This is a genomic window from Thioalkalivibrio sp. ALJ15 (assembly GCF_000383695.1).
Classification (GTDB): Bacteria; Pseudomonadota; Gammaproteobacteria; order Ectothiorhodospirales; family Ectothiorhodospiraceae; genus Thioalkalivibrio.
On record NZ_KB912059.1, the window covers coordinates 100,951 to 116,618 of the forward strand.

Here is a 15,668-nt window from a genome sequence, read left to right on the forward strand (position 1 = left end):
CCCCCGTCACTGCGAGGAGGCGCAGCCGACGCGGCAGCCTGTCGGGTCTGCCCCAACGTCGGTGCCTGCGTTGGGAGAGCGCTTCGCTCGGCTCGCGATGACGGGGGTTGAGCGCGTTCCGTTCGGCTATGGCTACTGCCGGCAGAACGGCCCGAACTGGTAGAAGCGGCGGCAGCGGAACTCGGACTCGCAGCTTTGCAACTGGGAGTCGTAGCGGTTGGCGCGCTGGGCGACCTGGCGCGCGGCCGCCTGGACCTGCGGTTTACTGCGGTAACTGCCGCGGTTATAGCCGCCCTGGCCCTCGTGATAGGCGAGGTAGAGGTGCTCGGGGTTGTTCAATGAGACCCCGGTGATGCGCTGGGTGCGCGCGTTGTACCAGCCGATAAAGTCGGTCGCGTGCTTCATGTGCGTGCGCCGTGCCATCCGGCTGCCGGCATCCTCGCGGTATTCGCCCCAGACCGGGTCCTGCGCCTGGGCATAGCCGTAGGCAGAGGAGGGCCGGCGCCACGGGATGACACCGAGCAGGCGTTCGCGATCCGGGCGCACATGGCTGCGGAACGAGGACTCCTGCTGGATGAACGACATCTGCGTGGCGATGGGCGTGCCCCATTCGCGTTCGGAGTCGCGGGCGTAGTCGTACCAGCGCGGCTGCTCGCGGAAGATCTCGCAGATATTGCTCTGATCCGACGGCGGCGATGGCGCCAGCGTCGCACAGCCCGCCGTGATTGCGGCCAGCGCCAGCAGCAGGCCCGCGCGCAGCCCATTGAGCGCCATGGCCCGCCAGTCCCCCTGATATGCCTTGCACACCCCAAATCTCCCGTTCGGTTCCCCAATGGCCGGGAGTATAAAGCACCCCCAACGGGGGCCAAGGGCGCGCCGGGTGACGTGCCCGGTTTCGGAGGCTGCCCCGGCCCCTGCGGCGCCTCGCAGTGACGCGCATACGGACTCCCGGTTGCTTCACCATCCCGTCATTGCGTGCATCGCGAAGCAATCTCCCAAGGCAGTCCTCGGCGCCGGGATACCCCCAACCGACTGCCACGTCGGCTGCGCCTCCTCGCAGTGACGGGGGCGGGGGCTGTGGCAGTGGCCTGTGGGAGCGGGCTTGCCCGCGAAGCCTCTGCCCGCGTCGGAACTGGGTAAAAGCCATTCGCGGGCAAGCCCGCTCCCACAAGGGGCTTGGGCCACACTTGTGCTACGGGGTGGTGTTCCAGTCAGGGTCGAGTGGGCTCAGGGCAGGATCGACCCGCCAGGGCCCGGGTACTTCGGGCGCGTGCGCGATCTCGCGGATGCGTGCGATGAACTCGCGCCGGGGGAGGGTGATGGCGCCGAGGTTGCGCAGGTGCTCGGTCTCCATCTGCACGTCCACCAGGGGCCAGCCCCAGGCGACGAGGTGGCGGCACAGCCAGGCCAGCGCGATCTTGGAGGCATCACGCTCACGCGAGAACATCGATTCGCCGCAGAACAGCCGACCCACGGCGACGCCATAGAGCCCGCCGATCAGGCGCGGGCCGTCCCAGACCTCCACCGAATGCGCGTGCCCCGTGCGGTGCATCGCGATGTAGGCCTGTTGCATGCTCCCGGTGATCCAGGTGCCCGCGGCGTACTCGCGCGGCCCGGCGCAGGCCTCGATCACCGCCTCGAAGGCGCGATCGAAGCTGACCGTGTAGCCGCGATTGCGGATCGCCTTTTTCAGGCTGCGGTGCATCCGGAAGTGTCCCGGTTCCAGCACCGCGCGCGGGTCCGGGCTCCACCACAGGATCGGCTGCCCGGCCTCGAACCAGGGGAACACGCCGGAGCGATAGGCGTTCAGCAGCCGCGGCACGGAAAGATCGCCGCCGGCCGCGAGCAGGCCATTCGGGTCGCGCAGGGCATGCCCCGGGTCGGGGAACGGCGCCTCCGGGTGCTCGGGGTCCAGCCAGGGCAGCGTGATCTGCGGGCCGCCGGTCATGGGGTGGCGCTCCATCGGCCAGAGGGCTGGCCTCCTACAGGTTGGCTCGGCCGTAGGAGCGCAGCCCTCTGCGCGATCGGGCGCGGGGATAGGTTCCATCGGCCAGGGGGCTGGCCTCCTACAGGCTGGGCCGGCCGTAGGAGCGCAGCCCTCTGCGCGATTGGGCGCGGGGATAGGCCCCATCGGTCAGGGGGCTGGCCTCCTACAGTGGGTGGTTCAGGGGCGGTCATCGTCGGGTTCGACGTGGCGGTAGGGCGAGTGTTCGTGCAGGCGTTCGCACTGGGTGCGCATCAGCTGGGCTTCGCGTTCGCAGAAGTCGCGTACGGGCTGGTCGAAGCCCTCGGTCAGGATCATGTGGGCGGAGTAGGTGGGCGTGGGCAGGAAACCGCGCGGGATCTTGTGCTCGCCCTGGGCGCCGGGCTCGAAGCGGGCCAGGCCTTCGCGGATGCAGAACGCGATGCCCTGGTAGTAGCAGGTCTCGAAGTGCAGATCGGCCAGCTCCTCGGTGCAGCCCCAGAAGCGCCCGTACAAGGTGTCGTGGCTGCGATAGCAAAGGGCCGCGGCGATGGTCTCGTCGTCCCCCGCCTCGCCGGGTCGCCGGGCCTCGAACAGCACCACCTGGTCGCCCAGCGCCGCCGCCGTCTCCACAAAAAAGGCCTCCGACAGCGTCGGGATGCCCATGTGCTTCTCGAAAGTGTCGACGTAGAAGCGGTGGAAGCGCGCCCAGTCTTCGGGCGAACCGGTGGCCCCGGTCAGCGTGCGGAACTCGATGCCGGCCTCGTTGACGCGGCGGCGTTCGCGCTTGATGTTCTTGCGCTTTTTCGAGCTGAGCGCGGCCAGGAAGTCGTCGAAGCTTCCGTAGTCCGCGTTGCTCCAGTGGTACTGGCAGCCCATGCGCTCGGCCAGCCCCATCTCGCGGGTCACGTCGAGGTCGTCCGCATTCGGGAACAGGATGTTTACGCCCGAGGCGTTCAGCTCGCGCCCGCGGGTGACCAGGGCGCGCACGAGCAGGGTGCGCAGGTGATCAAAGTCCGGCGCCTCCGGGTGCACGAGCAGGCGCGGCCCGGTGGCCGGGGTGTAGGGCACGGAGACGACCAGCTTGGGGTAGTAGTTGAGCCCGTGGCGGCTCCACGCGCTCTCCCAGGCGAAGTCGAACACGAACTCGCCGTAGTTGTTGGTCTTGGCGTAGGCGGGCGCGGCCGCGACCAGCTCGTCTTCGCGGAAGATCAGCACATGCTGCGGGAACCAGCCGAACTGTCGCCCCAGGCAGCCGTGGCGCTCCAGGCCCTCCAGGAAGGCATGACGCAGGAACGGCTCGGTGCCGCCGGTCAGGGCGTCCCAGGCGGCCGGGTCCACGTCGGCCAGACCGTCGCGCAGCTCGATGCGCTCGGCGTGTTCTTCCGGCGGGGTTGCCTGGGTGTCGCCCTCGGCGCTCACGACTCAGCCGTTCTCTTCGAGGTACTTCTCCGCGTCCAGTGCGGCCATGCAGCCGGTGCCGGCGGAGGTGACCGCCTGGCGGTAGACATGGTCCATCACGTCGCCGGCGGCGAACACGCCCGGTACGGAGGTCGCGGTGGCGTTGCCTTCCAGGCCGCTTTGCACCTTGATGTAGCCGCCTTCCATGTCCAGCTGGCCCTTGAAGATGTCGGTGTTCGGCTTGTGGCCGATCGCGATGAACACGCCCATCAGCTCGACGTCCTTCGTATCGCCGCTTTGCGCGTGCTTGATGCGCATGCCGGTCACGCCGGAGTCGTCGCCGAGGATCTCGTCCAGGGTGTGGTTCCACTCGATGGTGACGTTGCCGTTCTTTTCCTTCTCGAACAGCTTGTCCTGCAGGATCTTCTCTGCCCGCAGCGCATCGCGGCGGTGCACCAGCACGACCTCGGAGGCGATGTTGGACAGGTACAGGGCCTCTTCGACCGCGGTGTTGCCGCCGCCGATCACCGCGACCTTCTGGTTGCGGTAGAAGAAGCCGTCGCAGGTGGCGCAGGCGGAGACACCCTTGCCGGCAAAGGTGGTCTCGGACTCCAGCCCCAGATACTGTGCGGAGGCGCCGGTGCAGATGATCAGCGCGTCGCAGGTGTACTCGCCGGAATCGCCGACCAGGCGATAGGGCTTGTCCTTCAGGTGCACCGTGTGGATGTGATCAAAGATCACTTCCGTATCAAAGCGTTCTGCATGCTTTTGCATGCGCTGCATGAGCTCCGGACCCTGCACGCCGTCGTTGTCGCCCGGCCAGTTGTCCACGTCGGTGGTGGTCATCAGCTGGCCGCCTTGCTCCAGGCCCGTGATCACGACCGGGTTCAGGTTGGCGCGCGCGGCGTAGACGGCCGCGGTCCAGCCGGCGGGGCCGGAGCCCAGGATCAGCAGCGGGCAGTGGCGCGGCTGCTTCTCGCCGCCCTTCTTTGTCTTGGGCGCGGTCTCGCCGCCACTGGAGAGCGATACGGCACCCGCGGCCGCCTGAACGGCCCCGGTGGCAACGGCGGCCTTGGGCGCGTCCTTCTTCTCGGCCTTCTTGCTCTTCTTGTCGGATGGGTCCTTGGCGTCGCTCATGCGGTACTCCCTGTCGATTCGATGAATACGGCTGGCGCGGCCGGTCGTCCCGGCCGCGCGGAATCTGGTTCGATAAGGCGGGGATTATTGGTACCCGGCGGGGCTTTGTCCAACACCGCCACCCCGCGCGAGGGTCCACCCGGAGTCGGCCTTGAGAAGACCCATCGACGGATACCGATTCGGTAATCGCGGGCCATAAAACATTTTCATGTTCGAGTTTGCTGATGATTGGCCCGAACGATCACAACAAGGCCGATTTATCCACCACCGGGCGAACGCGCAAAGAATGGCGACAGAGTGCCGGGTTGGCGTTTTTATCCACAGCTTGCCCACGGGTTGTCCGCGGGGTTATTCGGGTGGGAGGCACAAGATATTGTGTCTATGCACTTCCGGATCCCCGATCTATAGTACTTCACGTCCATTACCCACAGTTACGCGTGAGGCCGCCACCATGTACAGCGACACCCAGACCGCCGAAGCCCAAGAGGGCATCCAGTACCCGCCGCAAGCCGAGCCGTCGGCCGAGGTCCTGGCCACCAGCCCGGGCCAGCACCAGGTGATCCGCCGCAATGGCAAGGTCACCGGCTTCGACGCCTCGAAGATCGAGGTCGCGGTCACCAAGGCCTTCCTCGCGGTGGAGGGCGGCAATGCCGCGGCCAGCCGTCGCATCCACGACATCTCCAAGGAGGTCGCCGGGCAGGTGGTGGACAGCCTGTTCCGTCGCGCCGGCACCCAGGGCATGACGGTGCACATCGAGGATATTCAGGACCAGGTGGAACTGGCCCTGATGCGTGGCGGCCACCACAAGGTCGCGCGGGCCTATGTGATCTACCGCGAACAGCAGGCGCAAAAGCGCGCCGCCGAGGCCGCCGAGCAGGGCCTGGACGAGCAGGAGATTGCCCCGGCCCTGAACGTGACCCGCGCCGACGGCACCCAGGCCCCGCTGGACGAGGAGCGCCTGCAGGCGGTCGTCGCCGAGGCCTGTGACGGCATCGAGCAAGTCGATGGCGAGAAGATCCTGACCGAGGCGCGTCGCAACCTGTTCGACGGCGTCGCCGAGAAGGACGTCTCCACCGCGCTGGTGATGGCCGCCCGCGTGATGATCGAGAAGGAGCCGAACTACTCCGAGGTCACCGCGCGGCTGCTGATGGACGCGCTGCGCCGCGAGGCCCTGAGCTTCGTGCACGGCCGTCCGGAAGAGGCCACCCAGGCCCAGCTGGCCGAGCGCTACGCCGAGTACTTCGGCGCCTACATCAAGCGCGCCGCCGACCTGGAGCTGGTCGACAGCGAGCTGACCCGCTACAACCTCGACAAGCTGGGCGCGGCGATCAAGCCCGAGCGCGACCTGCAGTTCACCTACCTGGGCCTGCAGACCCTGTACGACCGCTACTTCATCCATTCTGACGGCACCCGCTTCGAGCTGCCGCAGGCGTTCTTCATGCGCGTGGCGATGGGCCTGGCGATCAACGAGATCGACCGCGAGGCGCGCGCGATCGAGTTCTACAACCTGCTGAGCTCGTTCGACTTCATGAGCTCCACGCCGACGCTGTTCAACTCCGGCACCCTGCGCCCGCAGCTCTCCAGCTGCTACCTGACCAGCGTCCCGGACGACCTGGACGGCATCTACAGCGCCATCCGCGACAACGCGCTGCTGTCCAAGTTTGCCGGCGGCCTGGGTAACGACTGGACCCGCGTGCGCGGCATGGGCGCCCACATCAAGGGCACCAACGGCAAGTCCCAGGGCGTGGTCCCGTTCCTCAAGGTCGCCAACGACACCGCCGTGGCCGTGAACCAGGGCGGCAAGCGCAAGGGTGCGGTGTGCGCCTATCTCGAGACCTGGCACATCGATGTCGAGGAGTTCATCGAGCTGCGCAAGAACACCGGCGACGACCGCCGCCGCACCCACGACATGAACAGCGCCAACTGGATCCCGGACCTGTTCATGAAGCGCGTGGCCGAGGATGGCGACTGGACCCTGTTCTCCCCGAACGAGACGCCGGACCTGCACGACCTGGTCGGCGCCGAGTTCGAGAAGCGCTATAGCGAATACGAAGAGAAGGCCGCGCGCGGCGAGCTGCGCGTGCACAAGACCATGAAGGCCGTCGACCTGTGGCGGAAGATGCTCGGCATGCTGTTCGAGACCGGCCATCCGTGGATGACCTTCAAGGACCCGTGCAACCTGCGCAGCCCGCAGCAACACACCGGCGTGGTCCACAGCTCGAACCTGTGCACCGAGATCACCCTGAACACCTCGGATGACGAGATCGCGGTGTGCAACCTGGGCTCGATCAACCTGGCCGCGCATGTGAACGAGGCCGGCGAGCTTGATCTGCCCAAGCTCGAGCAGACCGTGAACACCGCCATGCGCATGCTCGACAACGTGATCGACTACAACTACTACTCCGTGCCGCAGGCGCGGCGCTCCAACCTGCGCCACCGCCCGGTGGGGCTGGGGGTCATGGGCTTCCAGGACGCGCTGTACAAGCTGCGCGTGCCGTATGCCTCCGAGGCGGCGGTGGAGTTTGCCGACACCTCCATGGAGGCGGTGTCCTACTACGCGATCAAGGCCTCGACCGACCTGGCCGAGGAGCGCGGGCGCTACGAGAGCTTCCCCGGCAGCCTGTGGAGCCAGGGCATCCTGCCGATCGACTCGATCGACAAGCTGGCCGAGACCCGCGGCGACTACCTGCAGATGGACACCACCCAGCGCCTGGAGTGGGACAAGCTGCGCAAGCGGGTGAAGAAGGTCGGCATGCGCAACTCCAACACCATGGCGATCGCGCCGACCGCGACCATCTCCAACATCTGCGGGGTCAGCCAGTCGATCGAGCCGACCTACCAGAACCTGTTCGTCAAATCGAACCTGTCCGGCGAGTTCACCGTGATCAACCCGTACCTGGTGCGCGACCTGAAAGACCGCGAGCTGTGGGACGAGGTGATGGTCAACGACCTCAAGTACTACGACGGCTCCGTGCAGCCGCTGGACCGCGTGCCGGAGGACATCAAGGCCCTGTACGCCACCGCGTTCGAGCTGGATACCCGCTGGCTGGTCGAGGCCGCCTCGCGCCGGCAGAAGTGGATCGACCAGGCGCAGAGCCTGAACCTCTACATGGCCGAGCCCTCCGGGCCCAAGCTGGACGCCCTGTACAAGCTGGCCTGGGTGCGCGGGCTGAAGACGACCTACTACCTGCGCTCCATGGGCGCGACCCACGTGGAAAAGAGCACCGTGGCCGACTCCTCGCGCGCCAACAAGCTGAACGCCGTCTCCGGCGGCCAGCAGGCGGCCGAGCCGGAAGCACCCAAGGCGTGCTCCATCCTCGACCCGGACTGCGAGGCCTGCCAGTAAGGCGGCCCCGCCCACGGGCACCGAATACGCACCACGCACTGATCACAACGCACTGAACAAAAGGCCCGGCCACCGCGCCGGGCCGCCACCGAAAGAAGAGGGGACACTATGCTTTCCTGGGACGATCCGATCGCAGCCATCAAAGGCGAAGGCCAGAAAGAACCCGCCGTCCGCCCCGGCATGGGCTTTCAGGAGAACGAAGCCCTGATGAGCACCGCCGGCGCCGCGCCCAGCGTCTCGCCGGAGCCGGAGAACGCCGGCCAGCCGCTGGCCGAGCCGAACGAAGACGCCCTGACCGGCACCGGTCTGGAAGACCTGGAGATGGGTGCCGAGCGCATCCGCGTGGATGACAAGAAGATCATCAACTGCCACGCGGACCTCAACCAGCTGGTGCCCTTCAAGTACAAGTGGGCCTGGCAGAAGTACCTGGACGGCTGCGCCAACCACTGGATGCCGCAGGAAATCAACATGAACGCGGACATCGCCCTGTGGAAGGACCCGAATGGTCTGACCGAGGACGAGCGCACCATCGTCAAGCGCAACCTGGGCTTCTTCTCCACTGCCGACTCGCTGGTGGCGAATAACCTGGTGCTAGCCGTGTACCGCCACATCACCAACCCCGAATGCCGCCAGTACCTGCTGCGCCAGGCCTTCGAGGAGGCGCTGCATACCCACGCCTACCAGTACTGCGTGGAATCCCTGGGCCTGGACGAAGGCGAGATCTTCAACATGTACCGCGAGGTGCCCTCCGTGGCCACCAAGGCCGAGTGGGCGCTGCCGTTCACCAAGCACCTGGCGGACCCGAACTTCCGCACCGGCACCCCGGAGGCGGACCAGAAGCTGCTGCGCGAGCTGATCGCCTTCTACGTCGTGTTCGAAGGCATCTTCTTCTACGTCGGCTTCGTGCAGATCCTCTCCATGGGCCGGCGCAACAAGATGACCGGTGTCGCCGAGCAGTTCCAGTACATCCTGCGCGACGAGTCCATGCACATGAACTTCGGCATCGACGTGATCAACCAGATCAAGCTCGAAAACCCGCACCTGTGGACCGAAGACTTCAAGAACGAGATGCGCACCCTGATCTCGGATGCCGTCGAGCTGGAGGCGCAGTACGCCCGCGACACCATGCCCCGCGGCGTGCTCGGCATGAATGCCCAGATGTTCGAGGAATACCTGCACTTCATCGCCAACCGCCGCTGCGCCCAGATCGGCCTGGCCGAGCTGTACCCGGGGGCTGATAACCCGTTCCCGTGGATGAGCGAGGTGCTTGATCTGAAGAAGGAGAAGAACTTCTTTGAGACGCGGGTCACCGAGTATCAGACGGGTGGGGCGTTGAGCTGGGATTGAGGCGGCGAGGCCGAGGCCCAACGAAGCGGAGCCAGGGAAATGGCCATGAAGCAACAGAAGAGGGCGCCGGGAGACGGCGCCCTTTTTTGTGGACCGAAGCGCCAGGCCCAGCGTGCCGCCATTTCGTACCCCATAAGAAATCGACACAAGCCGGCATCAATCGCAGAATCGTCGCTCTCTGTCGGCGCGACTCCCTGTCGCCATGAGTCAACCTCCGCGTCTATCCATTAACCGTGCATGGCTATGCCGCCGGTTATAAGTAGTTAGATCGACTAATGAGAAAGGTCACTATCTAATGGTAGTTGAAATAGCAGTTGGGACAGCAGTTAGCTGGCTATGGGGGAAGCTAGCCGATGCGGCCGCAGAAAAAGACAACGAATGGGCCGTCAAAAACGCTTTGCAAGAATCTATAGAGCAGGCATTTAATAAATTCCAGCTGAAATACGGCGAAGAATCTGAACCGTTCTTTGACAAAACGTTTATTGAAAATCACGCGTGCCCTGAAATACTGAAGTATCTAACCAGGAATCAAAAACCGAATTTAGACGGGGTCGGTCAGGCTTTACCTGCTATAGCATTATTCTCGTCGGAATCGGGCTTTAAAGATGAGCTCGCGGACTTCTTCGAGATGATACTAGAGTCCATGAAGTCTCAGTCAATCCTTCAAGAAGTAATCAACAATCGTCAAATCGAAGAAACATATCAGCTTGCCCGGGATATCAGTGCCAGGCAAAGTTCGCACTCTAAGGCCTTGGAGGATGGGCTCCATAGCTTGGTTATTCAGCAAGAGGAAGCCAGCAAGGATAACAAGGAGCTAATTTCCCGTTACTCTCAAAATGAGCAGCGCTTAGCAAAAATAGAAAATCTACTCGAGAACTCACCGTTCTCGAAAGGCGACGAAATAAATAAGCTGCTTGCCAAGCAACTGGATAAAGCGAGCAATTTAATAAATGCTGGTCAAGTTAAGGATGCGCACAATTTACTAGAGACAATTAGCGATGAAGTTCAGGGATCAGATGATTATACCCGTTTTAGATGGCACACAAATCAAGGCGCTTGTTTGCTCGCCTGCGGCGATAGGGAGGGTGCTGCCAAACAATACCTGATTGCATACGACCTATCGAAAAATGAAGAAAAGGCTGTTGCAAATAAAATTAGGGCGTACTTTTTGTTAGGAGACTTGGGTGCCGCTTTTGCAGAGTCAGAGGCCGCTGTTCGCGGGTACCCAAAAAGTGGAATTATATGCGCGTTGCACATAAATGCGAAAAGCTTGATGGGTAGACCTATTGAGGAGTCTGAGCTTGCGTCTGAACTGAGAAACGACAAATCGGTTCTTTTGGTTCTTTCAGATCTAAGGTCGCGCGAAAAGAGCCACAAAGACTCCTATCACCTTGCAAGAGCTTCGTTTCAAAAAGACAAATCATCGATTGATGCAAAGCGGGCCATGCTTGCAGCAGCTTTGTCTTGGGCGACATCCGATGTGGTGAAAGCACATTATAAGCAACTGTCATCTGAGCAACTACAGGCCCTAACTGAGGCGTTTGATTGCTTCGGAGATGTTGTATCACTTCTCAATGGGATTCAGAGCAAAAATGTTTTCACGGAGCTCGCGCATAACTTGGCGTTTGCGGCTGAGCTAATAGGTAATGATCGCCTTAAGGGCAAGATCATCGCGTTAGCATCGTCTATGCATCCTGATGATGATGCTTTTATTTGGTACAAGGTGCGAGAGCTGAAAGACGCAGGAGATACGGATGCTCTGCATGGATTAACGGATGACATACTTGAGAGGCTCGATAAGCCGCTTCTTTTTTCTATCGCCGAGGCTGGAGCCAATACAGGAGACTCTGTTTGGGTCGAAGCGATAGCTCATGAGTTGGAGTTAAAAGGCCTCAACGACCGTGAAAAAGAAGACTTGTTTGGGCTGGAGCTGTGCGCCATGTGGAAAGGGGGCGATAGATCAGCTGCATTGAGGGTGACAGAAGAAAACTGGCAAAGAATAACATCATCGCCATCCTTGCTTTCTTTCTATGTGCGTATGCTCGACGATCAAGGCGACCTTGCGGAGCGTGACAGGCTCTTACAGGAATGCCGAAAACTTCCTGAAAACGCTACTTCTATTGAAATAATTCAGATTGCAGATGTTCTCTATGACTTTGATGAATACTTTGATGCATCTAAGGCATATAGACTCCTGATAGAATCGCCGTCCGATGACTACCTTACGAAACGATATGTCGATTCGCTCATAAAATCAGGCCAACGAGCTAAAGCATCGACGGTTTTAGATGAGCTCTCGCCGGATGTTAGGGCCAAGTCGGTTTTTAAGCGTATAGAGGCGAATCTTGCTCGCGCGACGGGTGACCTCGACAAACTAGAGGAAATATTATCGCGCGAGCTTCGCGATAGTCCTTCAGATTCGTATATCGCGCTCGGTTACATAGCAACACTATATCGGAAGAAGAAGCTCGATGAGTTGCACGAGTATTTAGAAACTAATTCGACATACGCTCCCGTTGTTGAGCAGAACGAGATAGAAATTGCAAAATATGAAATGGAGCTGGGTTATCAGGACAGTGCTCTATTAAGGGTATACCGTCTGTTCAGGGCAAAGCCAGGTGACTCGGAGGTTGCGGGCTATTTTTTGCTGTTGATGTTGTTAGCAAATGATCTCGATCGTCTAAGTGGAATTGAGAGGGTGGGCGTTTGTTGTGTTGTTTGCCTGCAATCAGGAAATGATGTCAAGACCGTAGTCATTGAGCCTAAGGAAATACAAGGATCTGGGTGGGCCCAATGTATATCTGAAGATTCCGACTTGGCGAAAAGAATTCTGGACCGAAAGGTTGGGGATGAGATTGAGCTCGATATTGGTATTGTTACGAAGCATTGGAAAATTACGAAGATCGATAGCATGTTCACGTTTGCCTTGTCGATCGCCCAAGGGGTAGTGGCAGATAACGCTTCGTCAGCTGGACCTATCTGGAGTGTCAATGTACAGAAATCTGACGGCGAGTTGGATTTTACACCAATTCTCGAAACACTAAAGAAACGTTCGGAACGCGTAGAGTATGTATTTGGTATATATGCCGATAAAAAGCTACCACTCCAGATGTTGGCTAAAGCATTGGGTACAGATATTGTCAGTCTATTCTTGGAGTGGCCATATATAAAATATGACTTATTTGTTAGTTCAGGGCTGCGCGATGAGCGAGATGGTATAAAAGAACAGATAGAAAGACGAGACAAGGCGTATGTTGTTGATATTACAGCGCTTGTAGAATTGCACACGCTTGGTGTTCTTTATGAGAGCGTGCAAGTTCTTGGTAAGCCATTGGTGGCTTCTTCTACAAAAGAGAGCTTGCAAGAGATTCTTCGGGTTCATGGCAAAATGGAGCCATCTGGCGTTGCATCGGAAATCGATGGGCAACTGTGTTACCAGAATGTACCGAAAGCATTCTTTGATGATCGCAGTAAGTTGCTCAATGATCTAATGCAGTTTATTGACAATTATTGCGATGTCGTGCCTGTTATTGGGCCAGAAGCCGTGACCGAGCAACAGCTAAGCCTAGAACAACATATCGGGTCAGCGTGCAGTGATGCAATTTTATTGTCCCTTGAAAGAAATGCGATACTTGTGGCGGAGGATGGAGGGTTTAGAGCCCTTGCTGTAGGTATGGGCGTTGAGGCGACTTCTTGGTTGCAACCGATTTTGATGGTTATGCGAGATGAGGGGGTTATCTCGGGACCGGAATATTCACAGATTATACTGAATAAGTTGGAACGTCGACATAGCTTTACAAGTTTTTCGGCTACTGATGTTTTGTGGGCAGCGAGTCTCACACCAAATAATGTGTCTCAGGCGGCTGAATTAGCAATAAAGGCGTTCAGAAGCAAAACGCTTGATTTGCGTTCCGGCGTAGTTGTGGCATCTCAGTTTCTTGCTGGTGCGGTTGAATCTGTTTCACCAAGTGTATTGCATGAGTACTACAATCGGGTATTTGAGTCATTATCATGTGGTAGAGAAGAGTATATGGTGGATATTCGTGAGGCCTTGCGGGCGAATATTGTTTACGCGCTACGTTATGCAGGACCTAATAAGGCTGAACGGAGAATTCGAAAGTTTGGGAGTTTACTTGATGGGCCACAGCCACGTGGCGGCGAGATTAGATTGAATCGACTTACTCAGGCTATTAGGTTGGCGTTGATACGGGGAAGATGACGACACCCATGATTTCTTGGGATGAAGAAGGAGACCCAAGATATAACGGGGTCGGATCACGGTAACCCACGGAAAGATCGAAGGAAAATGGTGTAGAAAGGGTGTAATTGGAGCTTATCGACTGCAAATAACGGGGTCGGACCACGGTAACCCGCGGAAAGATCGAAGGAAAATGGTCGAGAAAGGGTGTAATTCGAGCTTATCGCGGCCATTTTGACTAGGAAATGGGCCTTCCAGGGAGGGAAGCCATGCCACGGGCGAATCGCCATCACTTGCCAGGCCATGTCTGGCATATCACGCACCGGTGCCATAAGCAGGGGACCAGCGCAAAGAAGAGGACACCCATGATTTCTTGACGGTCTGATGTGGGCTGTCTAGGTTTCAGGGGGAGTGCATGGACCAGGGAGGGTCCGGAGATGACGCGACCCAGGAAGGAGCTCGTCTCGGTCGAGACGACGCCGTATTACCACTGTATTTGTCGCTGTGTTCGCCGCGCGTTCCTGTGTGGCGAGGATTCCTATTCGGGCAAGAACTACGAGCACCGGCGCGGCTGGGTGCTGGAGCGCCTGCGTGAGCTGCAGGAGAAAGAAGAGGACACCCATGATTGCTTGACGGTCTGAAGCGGGCTGTCTAGGTTTCAGGGGGAGTGCTGACGAATGAAGGGGACACCCATGATTTCCCGCTGAGCCAGCGCGCAGGTGGCTGAGGTCAGGGGTGGTTTAGCTGGTTCCGGAAGAAGAAGAGGACACCCATGATTTCTTGACGGTTTGAGGCGGGCTGTCTAGGTTGGTGAAGGAAGAAGAGGACACCCATGATTTCTTGACGGTCTGATGCGGGCTGTCTAGGTTTCAGGGGGAGTGCGTGGACCAGGGAGGGTCCGGAGATGACGCGAGCCAGGAAGGAGTTCGTCTCGGTCGAGACGACGCCGTATTACCACTGTATTTGTCGCTGTGTGCGCTGCGCGTTCCTGTGTGGCGAGGATTCCTATTCGGGCAAGAACTACGAGCACCGGCGCGGCTGGGTGCTGGAGCGTCTGCGTGAGCTGCCGCAGGAAGAAGAGGACACCCATGATTTCTTGACGGTCTGAGGTGGGCTGTCTAGGTTTCAGGGGAGTGCATGGACCAGGGAGGGTCCGGAGATGACGCGAGCCAGGAAGGAGCTCGTCTCGGTCGAGACGACGCCGTATTACCACTGTATTTGTCGCTGTGTTCGCCGCGCGTTCCTGTGTGGCGAGGATTTCTATTCGGGCAAGAACTACGAGCACCGGCGTGGCTGGGTGCTGGAGCGCCTGCGTGAGCTGCAGGGCGTGTTTGCCGTGGACGTCTGCGCGTATGCGGTGATGTCGAACCACTATCACCTGGTGGTGCGGCTGGATGCGGATCGGGCGGCGGCTTGGCGCGAAGACGAGGTGATGGAGCGCTGGGAGCGGCTGTTCTCGCTGCCGGTGCTGGTAGCCCGCTATCGGGCGGCGCAGACGAAGACGGTCGCGGAGCGCGAGCGGGCGCAGGTGCAGATTGCCAAGTGGCGGGATCGGCTGCAGAACCTGTCCTGGTTCATGCGCAGCCTGAACGAACATCTGGCGCGGCGGGCGAATGCAGAGGATGGCTGCAAGGGCCGCTTCTGGGAAGGCCGCTACAAGAGCCAGGCGCTGCTGGACGACGCGGCGGTGCTGACCTGCATGAGCTACGTGGATCTGAACCCGGTGCGCGCCGGGATGGCGGATACGCCCGAGGCTTCCGATTTCACGTCGATCCAGCAGCGTATTCGGGCACTGGCTCGTAAGGATCAGGGGCATGAAGGTCCGGCGTGCGAGGGAGACGAGCCTCGCCTGACGGTATTGGGGCGGGAAGGCGACGATCCGCATGGCAATGCGGTGGTGTTTACCACGGAGGACTACCTGGAGCTGGTGGACTGGACCGGGCGCGCGATCCGCGAGGACAAGCGCGGGGCGATCCCGGAATCCATTCCGCCGATCCTGGAACGCCTGCGGATCGATCCAGTGCATTTCCTGCGCCATGTCGGAAGGGGGCAGAGGTCGCACCATGTAGCGGCCCTGGGCCACGTCGAGCGTTTTCGCGAGGCGGTGAAGCAGCTCGGCCGTCGCAGCATCAAGGGTGTGGGGATATCGGGCCGGATGTTTCTGGCGCCAGCCGGTTGTCGCTGAACCATTTCGGTTTCAGGGGAGGCGCGGATGCCGACGGTGTTCAGGGGTGGACCCTACCGCTTCTACTGGTTCAGCCATTAGCCGGACGAGC

The 15,668-nt window shown here is 60.3% G+C and carries 10 protein-coding genes; 6 read left to right on the forward strand and 4 right to left on the reverse strand.

What is annotated here, in order from left to right; translation table 11 throughout:
* Positions 1–132 precede the first annotated feature (132 nt).
* The 4 genes from G015_RS0109760 to trxB all read right to left on the reverse strand — a co-directional run bounded on the left by G015_RS0109760 (position 133) and on the right by trxB (position 4,501).
* Positions 133–807: a hypothetical protein gene (locus tag G015_RS0109760; protein ID WP_020146619.1), complete on the reverse strand. Its 675-nt coding sequence runs from the start codon at positions 805–807 to the stop codon at positions 133–135.
* Positions 808–1,192: 385 nt separating this feature from the next.
* Positions 1,193–1,948, reverse strand: coding sequence for a leucyl/phenylalanyl-tRNA--protein transferase (gene aat, locus G015_RS0109765; RefSeq protein ID WP_018994874.1), 756 nt, complete (start codon positions 1,946–1,948; stop codon positions 1,193–1,195).
* Between the two features lie 216 nt (positions 1,949–2,164).
* The gene (locus tag G015_RS0109770; RefSeq protein ID WP_020146620.1) at positions 2,165–3,385 is read right to left on the reverse strand and encodes a GNAT family N-acetyltransferase; all 1,221 of its coding nucleotides are present in this window, start codon (positions 3,383–3,385) and stop codon (positions 2,165–2,167) included.
* Between the two features lie 3 nt (positions 3,386–3,388).
* Complete coding sequence (gene trxB / locus G015_RS0109775) at positions 3,389–4,501, reverse strand: thioredoxin-disulfide reductase (protein WP_018649429.1); 1,113 nt, start codon at positions 4,499–4,501, stop codon at positions 3,389–3,391.
* A 451-nt stretch (positions 4,502–4,952) separates the two neighbouring features.
* On the opposite strand from trxB, the gene G015_RS0109780 reads away from it, so the two are divergent.
* The 6 genes from G015_RS0109780 to G015_RS0109800 all read left to right on the forward strand — a co-directional run bounded on the left by G015_RS0109780 (position 4,953) and on the right by G015_RS0109800 (position 15,577).
* Positions 4,953–7,847, forward strand: a complete 2,895-nt coding sequence (locus tag G015_RS0109780) for a ribonucleoside-diphosphate reductase subunit alpha (protein WP_020146621.1) — start codon at positions 4,953–4,955, stop codon at positions 7,845–7,847.
* Between the two features lie 108 nt (positions 7,848–7,955).
* Entirely contained in the window at positions 7,956–9,194 is a 1,239-nt protein-coding gene (locus G015_RS0109785; protein WP_018137604.1) for a ribonucleotide-diphosphate reductase subunit beta, read from the forward strand.
* Between the two features lie 295 nt (positions 9,195–9,489).
* Positions 9,490–13,413, forward strand: coding sequence for a GreA/GreB family elongation factor (locus G015_RS14100; protein WP_083925131.1), 3,924 nt, complete (start codon positions 9,490–9,492; stop codon positions 13,411–13,413).
* A 416-nt stretch (positions 13,414–13,829) separates the two neighbouring features.
* Entirely contained in the window at positions 13,830–14,033 is a 204-nt protein-coding gene (locus G015_RS0109790) for a hypothetical protein (RefSeq protein WP_020146622.1), read from the forward strand.
* 263 nt (positions 14,034–14,296) lie between these two features.
* Positions 14,297–14,500, forward strand: coding sequence for a hypothetical protein (locus G015_RS0109795; RefSeq protein WP_020146623.1), 204 nt, complete (start codon positions 14,297–14,299; stop codon positions 14,498–14,500).
* A 51-nt stretch (positions 14,501–14,551) separates the two neighbouring features.
* Entirely contained in the window at positions 14,552–15,577 is a 1,026-nt protein-coding gene (locus G015_RS0109800) for a transposase (RefSeq protein WP_020146624.1), read from the forward strand.
* Positions 15,578–15,668 lie beyond the last annotated feature (91 nt).